Annotated in this window: 18 protein-coding genes; 8 read left to right on the top strand and 10 right to left on the bottom strand. The window is 70.2% G+C overall.

Annotated elements, in window-relative coordinates; all coding sequences use genetic code 11:
• Nucleotides 1–67: 67 nt before the first annotated feature.
• A complete protein-coding gene (locus ACFYW5_RS17570; protein WP_389417885.1) occupies nucleotides 68–2,089 on the bottom strand; it encodes a beta-galactosidase in 2,022 nt (673 codons plus the stop codon).
• 184 nt (nucleotides 2,090–2,273) lie between these two features.
• On the opposite strand from ACFYW5_RS17570, the gene ACFYW5_RS17565 reads away from it, so the two are divergent.
• The 7 genes from ACFYW5_RS17565 to ACFYW5_RS17535 all read left to right on the top strand — a co-directional run bounded on the left by ACFYW5_RS17565 (nucleotide 2,274) and on the right by ACFYW5_RS17535 (nucleotide 8,466).
• Nucleotides 2,274–3,602: an ABC transporter substrate-binding protein gene (locus ACFYW5_RS17565; protein WP_389417884.1), complete on the top strand. Its 1,329-nt coding sequence runs from the start codon at nucleotides 2,274–2,276 to the stop codon at nucleotides 3,600–3,602.
• Nucleotides 3,599–4,522 carry a carbohydrate ABC transporter permease gene (locus ACFYW5_RS17560; protein ID WP_389417883.1) on the top strand — a complete coding sequence of 308 codons (924 nt, stop codon included), beginning with the start codon at nucleotides 3,599–3,601 and terminating at the stop codon, nucleotides 4,520–4,522. Before ACFYW5_RS17565 ends, ACFYW5_RS17560 begins: the two co-directional genes overlap by 4 nt.
• On the top strand, nucleotides 4,519–5,424 hold the full coding sequence (locus tag ACFYW5_RS17555; protein WP_389417882.1) for a carbohydrate ABC transporter permease: 906 nt from the start codon (nucleotides 4,519–4,521) through the stop codon (nucleotides 5,422–5,424). The genes ACFYW5_RS17560 and ACFYW5_RS17555 overlap by 4 nt, the downstream gene beginning before the upstream one ends.
• Entirely contained in the window at nucleotides 5,421–6,452 is a 1,032-nt protein-coding gene (locus ACFYW5_RS17550) for a LacI family DNA-binding transcriptional regulator (RefSeq protein WP_389417881.1), read from the top strand. Before ACFYW5_RS17555 ends, ACFYW5_RS17550 begins: the two co-directional genes overlap by 4 nt.
• A 127-nt stretch (nucleotides 6,453–6,579) precedes the next feature.
• Nucleotides 6,580–6,930: a VOC family protein gene (locus tag ACFYW5_RS17545; protein WP_389417880.1), complete on the top strand. Its 351-nt coding sequence runs from the start codon at nucleotides 6,580–6,582 to the stop codon at nucleotides 6,928–6,930.
• A 70-nt stretch (nucleotides 6,931–7,000) separates the two neighbouring features.
• On the top strand, nucleotides 7,001–7,390 hold the full coding sequence (locus tag ACFYW5_RS17540) for a MarR family winged helix-turn-helix transcriptional regulator (protein WP_389417879.1): 390 nt from the start codon (nucleotides 7,001–7,003) through the stop codon (nucleotides 7,388–7,390).
• Nucleotides 7,391–7,482: 92 nt separating this feature from the next.
• Complete coding sequence (locus tag ACFYW5_RS17535) at nucleotides 7,483–8,466, top strand: AraC family transcriptional regulator (protein ID WP_389417878.1); 984 nt, start codon at nucleotides 7,483–7,485, stop codon at nucleotides 8,464–8,466.
• A gap of 213 nt (nucleotides 8,467–8,679) precedes the next feature.
• Here the strand turns inward: ACFYW5_RS17535 and ACFYW5_RS17530 are convergent, their stop codons facing one another.
• The gene (locus ACFYW5_RS17530) at nucleotides 8,680–9,081 is read right to left on the bottom strand and encodes an SseB family protein (protein WP_389417877.1); all 402 of its coding nucleotides are present in this window, start codon (nucleotides 9,079–9,081) and stop codon (nucleotides 8,680–8,682) included.
• A 192-nt stretch (nucleotides 9,082–9,273) separates the two neighbouring features.
• Between ACFYW5_RS17530 and ACFYW5_RS17525 the strand changes: the two genes are divergently transcribed.
• On the top strand, nucleotides 9,274–9,852 hold the full coding sequence (locus tag ACFYW5_RS17525) for a hypothetical protein (RefSeq protein ID WP_389417876.1): 579 nt from the start codon (nucleotides 9,274–9,276) through the stop codon (nucleotides 9,850–9,852).
• Nucleotides 9,853–9,868: 16 nt separating this feature from the next.
• Here ACFYW5_RS17525 and ACFYW5_RS17520 read toward each other — a convergent pair whose 3' ends face one another.
• From ACFYW5_RS17520 to ACFYW5_RS17485, 8 genes are all read right to left on the bottom strand, one after another.
• Nucleotides 9,869–10,342 carry an SRPBCC domain-containing protein gene (locus tag ACFYW5_RS17520; protein ID WP_389417875.1) on the bottom strand — a complete coding sequence of 158 codons (474 nt, stop codon included), beginning with the start codon at nucleotides 10,340–10,342 and terminating at the stop codon, nucleotides 9,869–9,871.
• A gap of 192 nt (nucleotides 10,343–10,534) precedes the next feature.
• A complete protein-coding gene (locus ACFYW5_RS17515) occupies nucleotides 10,535–10,996 on the bottom strand; it encodes a PaaI family thioesterase (protein WP_389417874.1) in 462 nt (153 codons plus the stop codon).
• Between the two features lie 31 nt (nucleotides 10,997–11,027).
• The gene (locus tag ACFYW5_RS17510) at nucleotides 11,028–12,248 is read right to left on the bottom strand and encodes a beta-ketoacyl-[acyl-carrier-protein] synthase family protein (RefSeq protein ID WP_389417873.1); all 1,221 of its coding nucleotides are present in this window, start codon (nucleotides 12,246–12,248) and stop codon (nucleotides 11,028–11,030) included.
• 16 nt (nucleotides 12,249–12,264) lie between these two features.
• Nucleotides 12,265–12,564: an acyl carrier protein gene (locus ACFYW5_RS17505; protein WP_389417872.1), complete on the bottom strand. Its 300-nt coding sequence runs from the start codon at nucleotides 12,562–12,564 to the stop codon at nucleotides 12,265–12,267.
• Nucleotides 12,561–14,231, bottom strand: a complete 1,671-nt coding sequence (locus ACFYW5_RS17500) for an AMP-binding protein (RefSeq protein ID WP_389417871.1) — start codon at nucleotides 14,229–14,231, stop codon at nucleotides 12,561–12,563. Before ACFYW5_RS17500 ends, ACFYW5_RS17505 begins: the two co-directional genes overlap by 4 nt.
• Nucleotides 14,228–15,754, bottom strand: coding sequence for a B12-binding domain-containing radical SAM protein (locus ACFYW5_RS17495; RefSeq protein ID WP_389417870.1), 1,527 nt, complete (start codon nucleotides 15,752–15,754; stop codon nucleotides 14,228–14,230). Before ACFYW5_RS17495 ends, ACFYW5_RS17500 begins: the two co-directional genes overlap by 4 nt.
• Nucleotides 15,751–17,058: a B12-binding domain-containing radical SAM protein gene (locus ACFYW5_RS17490; protein ID WP_389417869.1), complete on the bottom strand. Its 1,308-nt coding sequence runs from the start codon at nucleotides 17,056–17,058 to the stop codon at nucleotides 15,751–15,753. Before ACFYW5_RS17490 ends, ACFYW5_RS17495 begins: the two co-directional genes overlap by 4 nt.
• A gap of 356 nt (nucleotides 17,059–17,414) precedes the next feature.
• Entirely contained in the window at nucleotides 17,415–18,443 is a 1,029-nt protein-coding gene (locus ACFYW5_RS17485; protein WP_389417868.1) for a helix-turn-helix transcriptional regulator, read from the bottom strand.
• Nucleotides 18,444–18,537: the final 94 nt, after the last annotated feature.

Genomic DNA, 18,537 nt, shown 5'->3' with positions numbered 1-18,537 from the left:
GATCAGCGGGCGGGGGCGCCCCTCCGCCCGCGGCTCTCGTGGCACGCGCGGGCGGAGGGGAGTCGGTTCAGCCGTCGAGCCGGACGACCCGGACGGCTCCGGCGGGCACGTCGAGGCGTCCCGCGGCCCGTTCGCCGGTGAGCAGTTCGGTGCCGTGCGTCTCCAGCGGCACCTTCGCGTCCGACGGGCTGTGGTTGATCGCGAACAGGTAGCTGCCCGACTCGCCGGTGCGGCGCACCACCTCGACGTCGTGCGGGAGGTCGGCGCGCGGGGCGATCCGCGCGTCCTCGGCGGCCCGGCCGAGCAGGGCGTCCAGGCCGTGCGCGTCGAGGCGGGTGGACACGTACCAGGCGGTGCCCTCGCCGCGCCGGTGCCGGGTGACCGCCGGGCGGCCCGCGGCGAGTCCGTCGGCGTACGTCCACACCGTCTCGGCCTCGCGGGGCACCACGACCTCGCTCCACACGTCGCCGGTGAGCTCGGCGCCGTCCGGGCCGGTGACCCGGACCGTGTCGCCCTGGAGCAGCGGCGAGAACTCCTCGACGGTCAGGCCCAGGACGTCACGCAGCGGTCCGGGGTAGGCGCCGTCGTGCACGGCGTCGTGCTCGTCGACGATGCCGGAGAAGTACGACACGACGAGGGTGCCGCCGTTGTCGACGTACTGCGTGAGGTTGCGCCCGGCCGCCTCCGTCAGCAGGTAGAGGGCGGGGACGACGACCAGGGGGTAGGCCGACAGGTCGGCCTCCGGGTGGGCGAAGTCGACCGTGAGGTGGCGGTCGTAGAGGGCCTCGTAGAAGGCGTCGGCGCGTTCGCGTGCGTCGTGGTCCTCGCTGGGGCGCCAGTCGAGGCCCTGCGCCCACCAGGAGTGCCAGTCCCACAGGACGGCCACGTCGGCCTGCGTCCGGGTGCCCCGGATCGGGTTCAACGCGTCGAGGGACGCGCCGAGTTCGACGACCTCCCGCCAGATGCGGGTGTCGGTGCCGCCGTGCGGGACCATCGCCGAGTGGAACTTCTCGGCGCCGCGCCGGGACTGGCGCCACTGGAAGAACATGGCGCCCTCGGAGCCGCGTGCCACATGGGCGAGGGAGTTGCGGGCCATCTGGCCGGGGGCCTTGGCGGGGTTGCGGGGCTGCCAGTTGACGCCCGAGGTGGAGTGCTCCAGCAGGATCCAGGGCGCTCCCCCGGCCACCGAGCGGGTCAGGTCGGCGGCCATGGCGAGGTTGACGTGGGTGCGGCGGCCGTCGGTGATCAGGTAGTGGTCGTTGGTGACGATGTCGACCTCGCGGCCCCAGGCCCAGTAGTCGATCGAGTCGCACTGGCTGAGGGCGGTCATGAAGTTGGTGGTCACCGGGACGCCGGGGCTGAGGCGGTGCAGGATGTCCCGCTCCATCAGGAAGTTCTCGCGCAGGGTGGCGTCGGCGAAGCGGCGGTAGTCCAGCGCCTGGGCCGGGTTGCCGACGGTCGGGGTGGCGCGCGGCGGATTGATCTGCGCGAAGCCGGTGTAGCGCTGGCCCCAGAAGGCGGTGCCCCAGGCCTCGTTCACCGCCTCCAGGGTGCCGTACGTCGTCTCCAGCCAGCGGCGGAAGTGGGCGGCGCAGGAGTCGCAGTAGCAGGCCGAGACGGGGACGCCGTACTCGTTGTGCACGTGCCACATCGCCAGGGCGGGGTGGTCGGCGTAGCGCTCGGCGAGCCGGGTGGTGATGTTCGCGGCGGCGGCGCGGTAGTCGGTGTTACTGGGGCAGATGGCGCCGCGGGAGCCGAACTCGTAGCGCACGCCGTCGGCGGTCACCGGCAGGGCCTCGGGGTGCTCCCGGTAGAACCAGACGGGCGGGACGACGGTGGGGGTGCCGAGGTCCACGCGGATGCCGTTGGCGTGCAGCAGGTCGAGCAGGCGGTCCAGCCAGCCGAAGTCGTACTGCCCGCGCGCGGGTTCCAGCAGCGCCCAGGAGAAGATCCCGGCGCTCGCCATGGTGACGCCGGCCTCCCGCATCAGCCGGACGTCCTCCTGCCAGACGCTCTCCGGCCACTGCTCGGGGTTGTAGTCCCCACCGAAGGCGAGCCTGGCGAGGCCCTTGGGGGTGGTCTCCGGCATGGAATCTCTCCCGGGTAATCGATCATTTGGGAACGTGCACACACATCCTCGGTGGTGCGAGCCCAACATAACCGCACAGCAACAACCATTGACAAGTGTCCGGGATGTTTCTCTACTGTGAACGCTCACAGAAGCATGGCAGGTTCTCGCAGCAGGCGGGAACCCCAGGTCAGGGGAGAGATCCATGCCCATCACAAAGCGCAGCGGGCTCAGCCGAATCACCGCCTCCAGCGTCGCTGTCGTCCTCGGAGCCACCGCCCTCGCCGCGTGCGGCTCGTCCGACGACGACACCGAGGCCGCGTCCGGTCCGGTGTCGCTGACGTACTGGACCTGGACGCCCGGCATGGACAAGGTCGTCGACCTGTGGAACAGCGGCCCGGGCAAGAAGGACCAGATCAAGGTCACGGTGAAGAAGCAGGCGTCCGGCGACACGCTGGTCACCAAGATTCTCACCGCGCACAAGGCCGGCAAGGCGCCCGACCTGGTCCAGGCCGAGTACCAGGCGCTTCCCACCCTGGTCAGCAATGACGCGCTCGCGGACATCTCGGGGGACACCGGCGAGGCGAAGACCAAGTTCGCCGACGGCGTCTGGCAGCAGACCACCCTGGGCACGGACGCGGTCTACGCGATACCCCAGGACATCGGCCCGATGATGTTCTACTACCGCGAGGACCTGTTCAAGAAGTACGAGCTGACGGTCCCCAAGACCTGGGACGAGTTCGCCGAGACCGCCCGCAAGCTGAAGAAGGCGTCTCCCGAAACCGACCTCACCACCTTCTCCGCCAACGACTCCGGTCTCTTCGCGGGCCTGGCCCAGCAGGCCGGCGCCCGCTGGTGGACCACCGAGGGCGAGACCTGGAAGGTCGGCATCAATGACGCGGCGACCCAGAAGGTCGCCACGTTCTGGGGCGACCTCGTCAAGGAGGGCGCCGTCGACAACCAGCCGATGTACACCCCGGCCTGGAACAAGGCGCTCAACACCGGCAAGCAGATCGCCTGGGTCTCCGCCGTGTGGGCGCCCGGCACGCTGACCACCGCCGCGCCCGACACCAAGGGCAAGTGGGCCATGGCCCCGCTCCCCCAGTGGTCCGAGGGCGAGAACGTCACCGGCAGCTGGGGCGGCTCCTCCACCGCCGTCACCACGGACTCCGACCACCGGGCCGCCGCCGCCAAGTTCGCCGCCTGGCTGAACACCGACGACGCCGCGCTGCAGGCGCTGGCCAAGGAGAGCGGCATCTACCCCGCCGCCACCAACGCCCAGACGTCCGGCGCGTTCACCAGCCCGCCGGAGTACTTCTCGAACCAGGCCGACTTCTACACGCAGGCCGCCGAGATCGCCAAGAGCACCGCCCCCTCCGCCTGGGGCCCGAACGTGAACGTCGCCTACACGACCTTCAAGGACGCGTTCGGCGCCGCCGCCAAGAACAAGTCGGACTTCGTCGCCGCCCTGAACACCATGCAGGACGACACCGTCGCCGACATGAAGAAGCAGGGCTTCGAGGTCTCCGAGTGACCAGCGCCCGCCGGACGTCGTACGGGGTCAAGGGGGCCCCGTACGCCTTCCTCCTCCCAGCGACGATTCTGTTCCTGCTCTTCTTCGCGCTGCCGATCGGCTACGCGGTCTGGCTCAGCTTCCGCAAGGTGCAGGTCTCCGGGCTCGGTCTCGGCGCCGGCGCCCGCTCGGAGGTGTGGGCCGGCCTGCAGAACTACACGGACGCCCTCACCGACAGCGAACTGGTCGACGGCGCGCTGCGCGTGCTCGGCTACGGCTGCATCGTGGTGCCGGTGATGCTGGGCCTGGCCCTGCTGTTCGCGCTGATGCTCGACTCCGACAAGGTGCGGCTCGCCCCCTTCACCCGGCTCGCGATCTTCCTGCCGTACGCCATCCCCGGCGTGGTGGCCGCCCTGCTGTGGGGCTTTCTGTACCTGCCGGACGTCAGCCCGTTCTACTTCGTGCTCGACCGGCTGGGGCTGCCGCAGCCGGACCTGCTGGACGGCGGTCCGCTCTATCTCGCCCTGTCGAACATCGCGGTCTGGGGCGGCACCGGCTTCAACATGATCGTCATCTACACCTCGCTCCAGTCGATTCCGGCCGAGGTGTACGAGGCGGCCAAGCTGGACGGCGCCACCCCGACGCAGATCGCGCTGCGGATCAAGATCCCGATGGTGGCGCCCTCGCTGGTGCTGACGTTCTTCTTCTCGATCATCGCCACGCTGCAGGTGTTCAACGAGCCGACCACCCTCAAGCCGCTCACCAACTCCGTGTCCACCACCTGGAGTCCGCTGATGAAGGTGTACCAGGACGCCTTCGGCAAGGGGGACATCTACGCGGCCGCCGCCCAGGCCGTGATCATCGCCCTCGCCACGCTGGTGCTCTCCTTCGGCTTCCTGCGGGCCGCGAACCGTCGTCAGAAGCAGGAGGCAGCACGATGAGTTCTCTTGCCGTCCGCAAGGCCGCGCCGGCGGCCGGGACCACGCCCGGCACCGCCCAGGGCCCGCCGCTGCGCCGCCGGATCGCCCTGCTGCCCACCGTCACGCTGCTGATCGGCGCGCTGTACTGTCTGCTGCCCGTCGCCTGGGTGGTCGTCGCGGCCACCAAGTCCGGCAGCGAACTGTTCTCCACCTTCACCTTCCTGCCGGGCACCGGCTTCACCGAGAACCTCAGCGATCTCAACGCCTACCGCGACGGCGTGTACTGGACGTGGATGGGCAACTCCGCCCTCTACGCCGGTCTCGGCGCCCTGCTCTCCACGGTCGTGTCGGCGTTCAGCGGTTACGCGCTGGCCGTCTACCGCTTCCGCGGCCGCGAGACCCTCTTCAACGTCCTGCTCGCGGGCGTGCTGATGCCGCCGGTGATCCTCGCCGTCCCGCAGTACCTGCTGCTGGCGGAGGTCGACCTCACCGACTCCTATCTGTCGGTGCTGCTGCCGCTGGTCCTCTCGCCGTACGGCGTGTACCTCGCGCGCATCTACGCGGCCGCCGCCGTGCCCGCCGACGTGATCGAGGCAGGGCGCATGGACGGCGCGAGCGAGTGGCACATCTTCACCCGGGTCGCGCTGCCGATGATGGTGCCGGGTCTGGTGACGGTCTTCCTGTTCCAGTTCGTGGCCGTGTGGAACAACTTCCTGCTGCCGTACATCATGCTGAGCGACGACGAGAAGTTCCCGATCACGCTCGGTCTGTACACGCTGCTCGAACAGGGCGCCAACACCCCCGCGCTCTACACCCTGGTGATCACCGGGGCGCTGCTCGCGGTGCTGCCGCTCATCGTGCTCTTCCTGGTCATCCAGCGCTTCTGGAGCCTCGATCTGCTCTCCGGAGCCGTAAAGTCATGACCATGAGCAACACGGGGGCGCGGCGCAGACCGCCGACGATCCACGACGTGGCGCGCGAGGCCGGTGTCTCACGGGGCACCGTCTCGCGCGTCCTCAACGGCGGGCACTACGTCAGCCCCGCGGCCCAGGATGCGGTCAAGGCCGCGATCCGCAAGACGGGTTACGTCGTGAACCGGCACGCCCGTTCCCTGATCACCGGGCGGTCGGACTCGGTCGGCTTCCTGCTGACCGAGCCGCAGGAGCGGTTCTTCGAGGACCCCAACTTCAATGTCCTGCTGCGTGGTTGCACCCAGGCGCTGGCCGCGCACGACATTCCGCTGCTGCTGATGCTGGCCGGCACCGAGGACGAACGGCGGCGCATCACGCGCTACATCACCGCGGGCCATGTCGACGGAGTGCTGCTGGTCTCCAGCCACTCCGGCGACCCGGTCGCCGAGCAGCTGCGCAAGGCCGGGGTGCCGCTGGTGGCCTGCGGCAAGCCGCTCGGGCTCGCTTCCAAGGTGAGCTATGTGGCGGCGGACGACCGGGACGGCGCCCGCGACATGGTGCGCCATCTGCTCTCGCTGGGCCGGCGCCGGATCGGTGTGGTGACCGGTCCGCCGGACACCCCGGGCGGTGTGGAGCGGCTGGCCGGCTACCAGGAGGTGCTCACCGAGGCGGGCGTCGGGATCGACGAGCGGCTGATCGTCTCCGGCGACTACAGCCGGGCCAGCGGCGAGGCGGGCGCCGACCGGCTGCTCGCGCAGGCGCCGGACATGGACGCGGTGTTCGTCGCCTCCGACCTGATGGCCCAGGGCGTGCTGACGGCCCTGGAGCGGGCCGGGCGCCGGGTCCCGCAGGACGTCGCGGTCGGCGGTTTCGACGACTCCCCCGCCGCGCTCGCGGCCCGCCCGGAGCTGACGACCATACGGCAGCCGTGGGACCGCATCAGCTCGGAGATGGTCCGGGTGCTGCTGGCCCAGATAGGCGGCGAGGACCCGGCGGCGGTGATCCTCCCGACCGAGCTGGTCAAACGCGAGTCGACGTGACGCCGTCGCGCCCGGCGCCCACCCGGCCCACTCGGTCAGGATCGAAGAAGCCCCAGACGGCTCCCCCGCCCTAGCGTGAAACCACCGACGCACCCCGTCGGAACCCGTCTCACGCAAGGAGTACGCCATGACCGCCGGTGTTCGGACCATCATCTACCCCGTGAAGGACCTCGCCCGGGCGAAGGCCGTGTTCGGCGCCCTGCTCGGGGTGGAGCCGTACGCGGACGACCCGTACTACGTCGGATACAAGGACGCCGGCCAGGATGTCGGCCTCGACCCCAACGGCCACGCCAAGGGCATGACGGGACCGGTGCCGTACTGGCACGTCGACGACATCCGGACCACGCTCGCGGGACTCCTGGAGGCAGGGGCGGAGGTGCTCCAGGACGTCCAGGAGGTCGGCGCGGGCCGCCAGATCGCCTTTGTCAAGGACGCGGACGGGAATCTGATCGGGCTGCTGCAGGACCCGGGCGAGTAACCGCCGGTAAGCTTGCACGCGCAATAGTTGCAAGATAAACAACTGGCCGGGTCGGTGCTACCGTGCAGATATGGCAGCCAAGACGGCCGGGAACGGACTTGAGGAACGGTGGCGGGACATCCTGTCGGTGCACGCGCGCACGATGTGCGAGATCGACCGCGTGCTGCACCCCCACGGGCTGGGCGCGAGCGATTTCGAAGTGCTCGACATCCTCGCCACCGCCGCGCCCGAGGAGGGTGACCACTGCCGGGTGCAGAACCTGGTCGGGCGGGTGCATCTGAGTCAGAGCGCCCTGTCCCGGCTGATCGGCAGACTGGAGAAGGACGGCCTGGTGCAGCGCTCCATCTGCGCCGAGGACCGGCGCGGCGTCTGGGTCACCCTCACCGCCAGGGGCCGTGAGGTGCACGCCGAGGTGCTGCCGCTCCAGCGGGGCGTGCTGGCCCGGATGCTCCACGGCTGACCCGGTGTCCGGCAGACCGTTCGACCTCCCGGTCCCGTGGGCATCATGACTCCCACAACCCTGTGAGGGGACGGGGAGACACCGACTTGTCCGTGGACGATGACCGTACCGCCGAGTTCGTCACCTACTCGACGCGCTCGGTGGAGGAGAGCCACGACGCGATAGCGACCCACTACTACGACCTTCGTCTGGAAGTGGCCGGTCCTGTCGCCCAGTTCCGTACCACGCTCGGCGTAGTCGACCTGGGCCGGGTGGTCGTGGGCGATGTCTCGTTCGGTACCGGGATGCGCATGAGCTTCGGCGAACCGGGCGTCTACCACGTGGCCGTACCCCTGGAGGGCGGCTTCGGCCTCCGGCAGGGCGGCGGCGCCGCCCTGTTCACCCACCCGCGGCGGGCCCTCTTCTTCGACCCCGGGTACGGCATCCGCATCGACGACTGGTCGCCCGACTGTCACGCGCTGACCGTGAAACTCGACCAGGTGTCCGTGCTGCACGGCCTGGAGGCCCTGCTCGGCAGACCGGTGCGCCGGCCGCCGCGGTTCGAGCCGTACATCGACGTGACCCGGGGAGCCGGCCTGAGCTGGGCCCGGCTGGTGCGGTGGTTCCTGCTGGACAAGGAGGTCTCGCACGGCCTGCTGCGCCGCCCGCTGATCCGCGGACGCCTGGAACACGCCCTGCTCGAAGGGCTGTTGCTGGCCGCCGACCACTCCTACCGGGCCGAGCTGGAGGGCCCGCCGCCACCGATGCGGCCGGCCACGGTGAAACGGGTGATGGACGCCGTACAGGAACGGCCCGCGGAGCCGTACGACGCGGCGCGGCTCGCGGCCATCGCCCAGGTGAGCGTGCGCACGCTGCAGGAGGCGTTCCGCAAGCATGTCGGGGTGTCGCCGATGACGTACGTCAGTGAGGTGCGGCTGGACCGGGCGCACGGCCAGCTCAGGGTGTGCGCGCCCGGCTCGACGACCGTGGCGGCCGTGGCCTACCAGTGGGGGTTCGCGCATCTCGGCCGGTTCGCGCGGCGCTACCGGGAGCGGTTCGGGGAAAGCCCCTCGCAGACCCTGCGTGCCCCGCACTGAGCCGGGCCGCGCCGTTCCCCCGCGTTTTGCGGACAGACGCCGCGCAAGAAGGAGCGACGCGGCCCCGGGACGGCCCTATCGTCGGGGGTTCGGCGATCGTGACGCGCGGACCGAGCGGAGTCGGTGCCACTCGGTCCTGCGCGAGCGCATCGCCGGGAGGGCCCGGCCGCTCCCCCACCGACTTTGGTGGCCGGGCTCTCCCCGGCGTGTGACTCAGGGCCTGGCCAGCAGCGTCCGGACACCCTCGGAGGTCAGCGTGAGGGGATGCGGGGAGCCGGCGTCGATCGTCAGGGACAGGTCGTCCGCGGGCCACTGCGCGGCGAGCGCGCCCAGCGGCACCAGCCGGTAGCGGCCGACGAACGGCAGCAGCTCGGCCATCGCGGGCTCCGAGGTGAACACCGGCACCACGGGAGCGCCGTCCGGCTGCTCCAGTACGGGCAGCGCGACGGCCCCCGGGTCGGTGGCGTCCTCCTCACCGGCGTCGTCCGGCACGGGCACCAGCACCTCGCTCCCGGCGAGCATGTTCAGCGCCGCGATGTCCTCGTGGTCGGCGGTCAGCGCGTCCAGCGCCTGACGGGCCGGGGTGGCGGTGTGGCGGTCGGCGGGTGTCTCCATGACGAATCCCCTGGTAGCGGCGGTGGTCGTGGGGGCCGCGTACCCGATCCGGAGGAGAGCATTCATGGACGGGGACTCAGGTGGGCGGAGCGCCCCGGAGTGCCCTCGGGTTTCTTCATGATGTACCGCAACCATTCCCGCAACTCGGGTGTCTCCCCTAATAACACACCTACGCACCCGTCGGGGGACGTAATGCGAAGAAGCAGAACAACCTGGGTCACACTCGCCGCCGTCGCCGCCCTGGGAGTGCCGGCACTGCCCGCCGCCACCGCCTCGGCCGCCACCGCGCAGACCACGGTCTGCCCGACCGGCTGGGGCAGCACCGCCAAGGTCCGCTCCACCTCCACCGCGACACCGCTCGACAACATCCGCACCGGCCGTCACGCCTGCTACGACCGCATGGTCGTCGACGTGCCGGGCGCGGGCAAGGCCGGCCTCGGCTACTCGGTCCGGTACGTGAACCGGCTGTACCAGGACGGCTCGGGCCGTGAGATACCCGTCGCCGGAGGTGCCGTCCTGGAGGTCAGGGTGGCCGCGCCCGCCTACGACCCCGAGACCGGCGCCCCCACCTATCCGGGCCGGGTGAGCAGGCCCCTGCCGGGGGTCGACCTCGCCGGGTACCGCACCTTCCGGGACACCCGGTTCGCCGGCAGCTTCGAAGGGGAGACGCTCGTCGGGCTCGGGGTCCGCGCGCGGCTGCCGTTCCGGGTGCAGGTGCTCACCGACCGGATCGTCCTGGACGTCGCCCACAACTGGACCGGCGCCCGCTGATGAGCGGGACGGGCCCTCAGCGGAAGCCCTGACCGCCCTCCACGAGCCCGGCCAGTCTGGCCAGGGCCATCCGCGTGCCCGTCTCGTTGTCCGCGGCGGGCACCGCGTCGGGCAGACCCTCGTGCACCACGAGGACCTCCGTGCCACCGCCGTCCGCGTCGGTGAGCATGGTGGTCAGCGTCATCGTGCCGCGCAGCGCCGGATCCGGGGCCTCGAACTCGAGCACCTCCACCACCCGCTCGTCGGGCACCAGCTCCGCGAAGTGCCCGTGGTAGGTGTCGGTGTCCGCCGCCGTCTTCCCGGCCCCGGTCGGCACGTCGTAGGTGAGCGATACCCGGAACGCGCCGCCCACCCGGGTCTCGAAGACGTGGACGCGCGCCGTCATCCCGTCCGGCACCCGCCATCGGCCGACCGCGTCCGCGTCCAGGAGCGCCCGGTACACGGCGGCGCGTGGTGCGTTCACATGCCGGGAGACCCGCGTGGTGTGCATGACCCGAACCTAGCGTTCGGTCCCGGCCCACCTCCAGCACCGCCTTGCCCCGGATCCGCCGTCCCGCAGTTCAGCACGGTCAGGTCGGCGCCCGCCGCGCCCTCGTTCACGAAGGAAAGGAGGTGAGCGAGGCGTGGGTGCGGCGCGTTACCGCCATCATGATCGAACGGGCCGTCGCGCGGGGGAAGTCGGTCAGGCCTCGTCGTAGCCGTCGAGGTCGGTCAGCAGGATCTGGGAGACGGTGTAGGTGCCCTGTCCCGCCGCCACGAGTTTGCCGCTGTCGGAGTAGACGTCGCTGCGGGCGACGTAGATCGTTCTGCCCGCGGTCACCACCTCGCCGACGGCATGCACGCCCTCCTTGCGGACCGGCCGGATCAGGTTGATGTGGTAGTCGACCGTCAGGACGCTGTACGTCTCCTCCATCGAGTTGGCGGCCATGAACCCGGCGGTGTCCGCGACCTCGAAGAGCATGGCCGCGTGCAGGAAGTCCGCGTTCTGCGTCAGCTCCGGCTGGAACGGAATCGCCACCCGGGCGACGCCGGCCTTCTCGATCTCGATGGTCTTGTCGAGGAACCGGGAGATCTTGCAGCGCATGCAGCAGCGGGTCAGCTTCTCGAAGTGCGTGGCGGCGGGGCTCGGGGACGCGGAACTCAAGACGGTGCTCCTTGTGAGTGCGGTGGCACGGCTAGGCGCGGGACACCACCAGGCTGGCATTGATCCCACCGAATCCGAACGCGTTGATCAGACAACGTCGGAGGTCTGCCGCACGTGGCTCGCGGGCGATGTCGACGTCGGCGAACGACGGCTCGGTGCGGTCCAGTTTCACGGTGGGCGGCACGGTCCGATGGCGCAGCGCCAGCAGCGCCGCGGCCAGGTTCATGGGACCGTTCGCGGCGAACGCGTAGCCCGTGTGTCCCTTGATCGAGGTGACCACGGGCATCCTGCGCCCGCCCGCGGTCGCGGCCCGTACCGCCGCCAGTTCGGCCGCGTCGCCCTGGACCATGCCGGACGCCTGCGCGAAGACGCAGTCGATCTCCTCCGGTGCCAGCTCGGCGTCGGCGAGCGCGTCCGCCATGCACCGGGTGATGTGGTGGCTGGACAGGCCCGTGATCCCGTCGCCACCGCTGTTGGAGGCGAACCCGCTCAGCTCGCCGTGGATCACCGCGCCGCGCGCCTCGGCGTGCGCCCGCTCCTCCAGGACGAAGACGGCGGCCGCCTCACCGACGACCATGCCGTCCCGCTGCCGGTCGAACGGACGGGGTGTCAGCTCCGGGTCCGGGTGCCTGCTGAGCGCCCGCATCGCCTCGAAGCCGGAGTAGGTGATCGGCGTCGTCACCGCCTCGGCCCCGCCCGCCACCGCCCAGGTCCGGGCCCCGGAGCGGATGGCGCGCATCGCCTGCCCCAGCGCCTGGCAGCCGCTCGCGCAGGCCCCGGCGACCGTCACCTGCTCCCCCTCGATGCCGTGCCGCAGAGCGATCATGCTCGCCGCCATGTTGGGGATCAGGGAGGGGATCAGGAAGGGGCTGGTCTTCCGTGTCCCCTGCCGCTCCTGCTGGAGCACGCCCGCCTCGATGCTGGGCAGTCCGCCCATGGCGACACCGAGGTAGACCCCGCCGTCGCGCGGTTCGGCGATCGAGCTGTCCTTGAGCGCACGGTCGGCGGCGAACAGCGCGTAGCGCACGAACCCGCTCATCCGGGTGATCTCGAACCGGAGCGGACCCGGCTCGAAGACCACCCGGGTGTCGTCGATCTCGGCGGCATGGCGGGAGCGGAACCGGTCCGGGTCGAAGCGGGTCACCGGGCCGATCCCGGAGCGTGCGGTGATCAGGCCCTTCCACAGTTCGTCGGCGTCCGCGCCGAGCGAGCAGACCACCCCCATTCCCGTGACCACTACGTGGCGCGGCACGACGTCTCCGAATGGGTCACGCCTGCTGCCGGGAGGCGTCCAGGGTCTGCCGGATGTAGTCCTCCAGGTCCTGCATCGTCTCCAGCTTGTCCATGGCGGACTCCTCGAAGTCGACGCCGAAGCAGTCCTCCAGATACAGCAGCAGCTCGATCATCTTCAGCGAGCTCATGCCCTCGATGGAGTTGTTGACGTGCGACTGCGGAGTCAGATGGGAGACGTCCCGCTCGACGAACTCGCCGATGTGGATGACGAGTTTGTCGAACAGCTCCGGATCGTGCTTCTCGTCCTGCATCGTGTGGGCCTCCCCCATCGTCATGCGTGTCGGCTGGGCGCGGTGAGCTGTTCCTCGATCATCTTTCGGCACAGATGGCGCTGGATCTTGCCGCTGGTGGTGCGCGGAAGCTGCGAGCGGGCGATCCAGTGGAAGGTGACGCCGGCGATCCCGAACGCCTCCGCGAGGGCGCGGGTCACCCGGTCCGTGACGGACTGCCGTTCGCCCTCCTCGGCGAGGCGCTCGTCGAGCAGCAGATGGAGCTGCTCGGTGGGCAGACTCCGGTCGGGGACGCCGACGGCCACGACGGCCGGGGTGCGCGGGGACTCGGTGACGGCTTCCACGAACCGCTCCAGCTGGTCCGGTACGTAGTTGCGGCCGGCGATGATCACGATGTCCTTGCGACGGCCGGTGACATAGACCTCGCCGTCGGCCTGGTAACCGAGGTCTCCGGTACGGAGATAGCCGTCCGGCGTCCGCAACGCGTCGTCGGCCTGCCCCTGCGGGCCCGGCTCCGGCAGGTATCCGTCGATCACACTGGGCCCGGCCACCTCGATCTCCCCGATCGCCCGTTCGGGCACCGGTGCGCCGTCCTCGCCGACGATCCGCAGGCGGTGCCCGGGCAGCACCGGGCCGACGCACGTCATGGCGACGCTGCGCGGGTCGTCGGCGGGCCGGGGCTCGGCATGGCCCTTGGCCGCGACGGCCTCGGCGTCCACCCGGTCCACCGTGTAGGCGCGGTCCACGTCGGGGATGGTCACCGCGAGTGTCGCCTCCGCGAGTCCGTACACGGGCAGCAGCGTCGTCTCGGGCAGTCCGAACGGGCCGAAGGTGTCCTGGAACTCGCGCAGGGTGGAGGCGTGCACCGGTTCGGCGCCGCACAGGGCGACCCGCCAGCGCGACAGGTCGAGATCGTCCGGCGGGCGGCGCCGCGCGACCCGCGCGCAGATGTGGAACGCGGAGCTCGGCGCGGGCGACAGGGTTCCGCCGTACCGGCTGATCCAGCGCAGCCAGGACAGGGGGTTGCGCAGGAAGGTGACGGGGTCCGCGAGCACCATCGGGATACGGGCCTGAAGCGCGTAGGAGATCCCGATGAGGCCCATGTCGTGGAACAGGGGCAGCCAGCTCACCAGGGAGTCGTCCGCTCTGGCCCGGATCGCCTCGGCGATGGCGCGGACGTTGGCGACGATGTTGCCGTGCCGGACCATGGCGAGTTTGGGGGCTCCGGTCGAACCGGAGGTGGCCTGGAGATGCGCCAGTGTGTCCGGCCGGGCGCGTGGCCCGTCGGGTCCGGAAGCCGCGCCCCGGACGGCGTCGGGGGTGGTGACCGGGATCTGGAGGGCCGGTGCCAGTTCCGGGGGCGCGATGATCCGGCGGGCCCGCGCGTGCTCCGCGAGTCTGCGCAGGTTCTCGGTGTAGCGCGCGCTAGGGGCGCCCGTCGGTTCCGCGGCGACGACCGGCACGATTCCGGCGTACAGACAGCCGAGGTACGCGGCCAGGAAGTCGCGGGAGGTGGGCAGGACGAGGATGACCCGGTCGCCCTCGCCGAGGCCCTGGGCGCTCAGTCCGGCCGCGGTCCCGCGGAGCAGGCGGGCCACGTCCGCGCAACTGAGGGCGAACTCCTCCTCGGTGCGCTCGATCACCCGGAAGGCGAGCCGGTCCGGGGTGCGCCGGGCGCTGTCGAGCAGGGCGTGGACGACGGTGCCGGTCATCGCGCGTATCGCTTCACGAACTCGACGTCGGTGCGCTTGGACGACTTCGCCAGCCAGTGGCGGAGTTCACCGTACCGGGAGTCGAAGTCGGCTTTCAGGCGCTCCTCCTTCAGCGTCCCGGACGAGGTGTAGTACGGCTTCTCCAGGTCCGCCAGGAAGCGGATGTGCTGCTCCATGCCGGCCCGTCCGCGGTCGACACTGCGGGCGTAGGACTTCAGGCGGGCCCGCCGTTGCGGGCGTTGCTCGATCTCGAAGGCCCGCTCGAAGAAGATGTCGTAGCTGTCGAGGATGCCCCGCTGGAGTTCGCTGGGGCGCATCTCGCGAGGGAAGATGCCGACGAACGAGTAGTGCTGGTAGGTCGGCACCTCCATGATGATCCGGTGGTCCTCGACGTCCTGCCGGGCCCCGTACAGCAGGTCCTGGAAGGGGTATTCGGCCAGGCACACGAAGACCGGGTGCATGATGCGGGCCTCCGCGCACCACCGGGCGGTGGCCTCGATCGCCGACCGGTCCTGGACGTCGAGGCCGAAGATGATGGCCGAGTGGATGGCGATGTCGTTCTCGGCGAAGCGCAGCAGCCGGCGGGTCTGTTCCGAGGGGTCGACGCGCTTGTTGAACGCCTTGAGGACGCTCGGGTCCTCCGACTCCACGCCCAGGCAGTACTCGTCGAACCCGGAGCGCTTGAGGTCGAGGACGAGGTCCATGTCGTCGGCGTGGTTGACCCGGCTCATGGCGATGAACTTGTAGCCCCGGTCCCGGAAGGTCTCGGCGATCTCCCGGCAGTATTTCTTGCGGGTGGTGAAGTTGAGGTCGGTGACGTAGAAGCGGTTGCAGCCGGTCTGTTGGTAGATGGCGTCCAGTTCGCTGCGGACGTCCTCGGCGGTCTTGGTGCGGAACTTCCGTCCGAGCAGGCGGATCGCGTAGCAGAACGAGCAGTCGAAGGGGCAGCCCCGGGACATGGAGACCGTCGCCCAGTGCAGTTTCGGCGCCCGGGCGAGGAGTTGGGGGTTGATGGCGTTGGCGATGTTGCCGTACCGGGCGACCTGGCTGAGGACCAACCGGCCCTCCGCGCCGATGTAGGCGAGGTTGTCGACCCCGGTGACCGGGTCGCCGGCCTCCAGCGCCCTGATCAGCTGGACGGACGGGATCTCGCCCTCGGCGATCACCGCGTAGTCGGCGTAGCGCAGTGCCTCGTAGGGCGCGAACGCGGCGTGCGGACCGCCCATGATCACCACGCAGTCGGCGCGCTTGTGCCGCTTGATCAGCTCCAGCGCCTCGAGGTTGGACCAGAAGTGGGTGGCCAGCGCCGAGATGAGGATGTAGTCGTACTCGGCGAGCGGGAAGTCGCCGGGCTGCTCGCCCCAGAACATCTGGCACATCTCGACGCGGGCGTCCGGGAACTCCTGCTGGACGAAGGAGGCGACGTAGTAGATGCCGTCGTTGTACGTCGTCGCCAGCGTGGAGGCGTCGGGATAGGCCTCGTGGAAGCCGAGCTGGACGCAGAGGATGTTCAGCGTCCTCATGACGGCGATCCGGAGTGGCTGACCTGCCGGTCGGCGTGCCGGCGCGCGAGTTCGGTGCGGAGCTTCGTCTTCATCTCCTGCTTCAGCCGGGCGGCGATGCGGTCCGGGTCGTTGACCCGGCGCTGCGCCCAGGCGAGCAGGTCGCGCGCTTCGGTGCGGTTCATGTGCGGGTGCTTCCACACCAGGTTGTACAGATCGTGCTTGCTGAGGTCCGGCTCGTCGATCAGGTGCTCCATCCGGCGGTAGAGCCGGGTGCCGTGGAAGGGGGTGAGCAGCGTCAACTGGCAGGCGAACAGGCCCTCTTGGCTGAGCTGCTCGATGTCGTACCGCATGTCCTCGATGGTGTCCTCGGCGAAGCCCACCATGAAGGTGCCGAGGGCCCGGCGGCCGTTGTCGATGAGTTCGCGCACGGTCTGCCGTACGTTGTAGACGTCGTCGCGCTTCTTCACGTCGGCGACGTTCTTGTCCCGGTAGGACTCGATGCCGACGATGGCGCCGTCCATGCAGCGGTCGGTGAGTTCGGGTATCCGTCCGCGGATCAGATCGGCGCGGGTGAGGCAGATCCAGGGCAACTCGCGTTCCGCGAGGGCGTCCACGACCTGTTCGGCCAGCTGGTTGGTGAGGAAGAAGCTCTCGTCGTAGATGATGACGTGGGCGACCTTGGCATCCCGGTACGCGTCGAGCGCCGCGTACGTGTCCTCCATGAAGATGGCTTCTTCTTTGGGATTGAAGATCGGCGTCGAGCAGAAGGTGCAGCCGATGTTGCAGCCGCGCTTGGAGTACAGATAACCGACCGGGGAACTCATACCGCGAAAGCCGCTCTCCCCCAGCATCGCGGGGTGCCGCACCCGCGGCAGCGGCGTGCCGTAGACGTACTCGTGGATCGGGGCCTCACCGGCGCCCTTCACCAGCCGGGTGAAGTACTGGTCGATGCCGGGTGAGAGCACCCCGTAGTTGCCCGCCCAGATCTCCGGCACCCCGGCTTCCCGGGCGCACTTGGCCATCTCGATCGCGACCGGCGTGGACCAGGTGTAGAAGCTCAGGCCGACCATGTCCCAGTCCTCGGCGTGCAGCGCGTCGAGGTATTCCTGCCAGGTCGGGTACTCCAGGATCTCGACGTCCGGCACATTGTGCTTGATGAAACGCAGGCCGGTCGGCGGACAAGAGACGGATAATCGGTCCTCCAGGTCGACCGCGCAGGTCCAGGCCATATAGGTGTCGGTGCGGTCGTACCAGTTTCCGCCGACGCCATCGGATTCGACCAGTGCTTCTTTCGGAGCTGTCGCCAGGAGCACTTTCTTCATTGCGTCCCCTTCGCTTCGAATAACTCGCTGCGCGCAATATCATCGTGAAAGGCGTCGATTTCGGGAGTGCTCCGAGTTTTTGACCCTAGGTTCGCGCCAACTCGGGAGTCAACCCATTGGCGGCGCTCCGGTCAGGAGGGCCGCCAAATTCACGCCACCCGGTCACTGGCGTCCGCGCTCGTTCTCCGTGGGATCCCCGGCGGGAATTCCGATCACGGCCACGCGTCGCGAAGGGGCAGGTGGTCCGTGCCTTCTCGACCGGGGCCGACATCGAGGACCGGAGATCACGGGGTGAGCGCGGGGGGCGGTTTCGGTGCCCGGTCCAATGGCCGGATCGGGCACCTCGATTGCCTTGGTCAACTGGGTCGTGCAGTCGGTTTCGGCTGTTCCGAGCGGCCGGCCTCACGGGACATCACGCCGTAGGCCCGGGCGAGGACCTCCACGGTGGACGCCATGGCCTGCCGCAGTTCCGCGGGCGCGACCACCTCGACGTCGGCGCCGAGCCGCAGCAGCTCACCGCAGGCATGCGGGACGCTCTCCGTCGGGATGACCGCCTCGCACCAGCCGTCGTCGCCCACGGCCCTGGCGGTGGCGTCGACCGCCCGCACCACCTCCGGGGGCATGTTGTCGGGCAGGCGTTCACGGCCCCGGGGGGACAGCCGGACGGTGGCGGTACCGGTGTGACGGCGGGCCTGGAAGTCGTCGAGGTACGCGCTCCAGTAGGCGCCCAGGTCGAAGTCGCCGGGCCGGTCGAACAGTTCGTCGCTCAGGGCCGCGTCCAGGATCTGGGCGGCACGGTAGGTCGCGACGCCCTTCGGGGAGGCGGCCACGAGGTACCAGGTGCCCGATTTGAGGACCAGCCCGTACGGGTGCAGACGGCGGTTCACCTCCTGCGGGGCGCGCCAGCGGTGGTAGCGCACGTCCACCGCGCGCCGGGTGAGCACCGCCTCTACGAGGAGGGGCAGGTGCGGTGCCCCTTCGGGTTCCCGGTACCAGCCGGGGGCGTCCAGATGGAAGACCGCCGCGGTCCGTGCCGCCTCCTCGCGCAGTCCGGCGGGCAGCGCGGCCAGCAGCTTCAGCCGGGCCGCCGTGACCTCGCCCGCGAGGCCCAAGTCGGCGGCGGGGCCGGGCAGTCCGGCGAGGAACAGGGCCCGCGCCTCGCCCTCGCTCAGCCCGGTCAGCCGGGTGCGGTAGCCGTCGAGGAGCTGGTAGCCGCCCCGGCGGCCCGGCTCCGCGTAGACCGGCACCCCGGCGGCCTGCAGACGGGTCAGATCACGGTATGCGGTGCGCACGGACACCCCCAGCTCCTCGGCGATCGCCTGTGCGGTCAGGCGGCCCCGGGACTGGAGCATCAGCAGCACCGACAGCAGTCGGCCGGCGGACATGGCGGCATTCTCCCCCGGAAACCCTGACAGGTTCTGTCACAGTGCTGCCCTACCGTCGGTCCGCGGCCCGGCTCAGCGCGCCCGTGGCCGGCAT

Origin of the sequence: Streptomyces sp. NPDC002779 (genome assembly GCF_042888685.1) — a bacterium.
Classification (GTDB): domain Bacteria; phylum Actinomycetota; class Actinomycetes; order Streptomycetales; family Streptomycetaceae; genus Streptomyces.
Note: the sequence above shows the minus strand (reverse complement) of the source record. Positions and strands in the feature narration are given on the sequence as shown.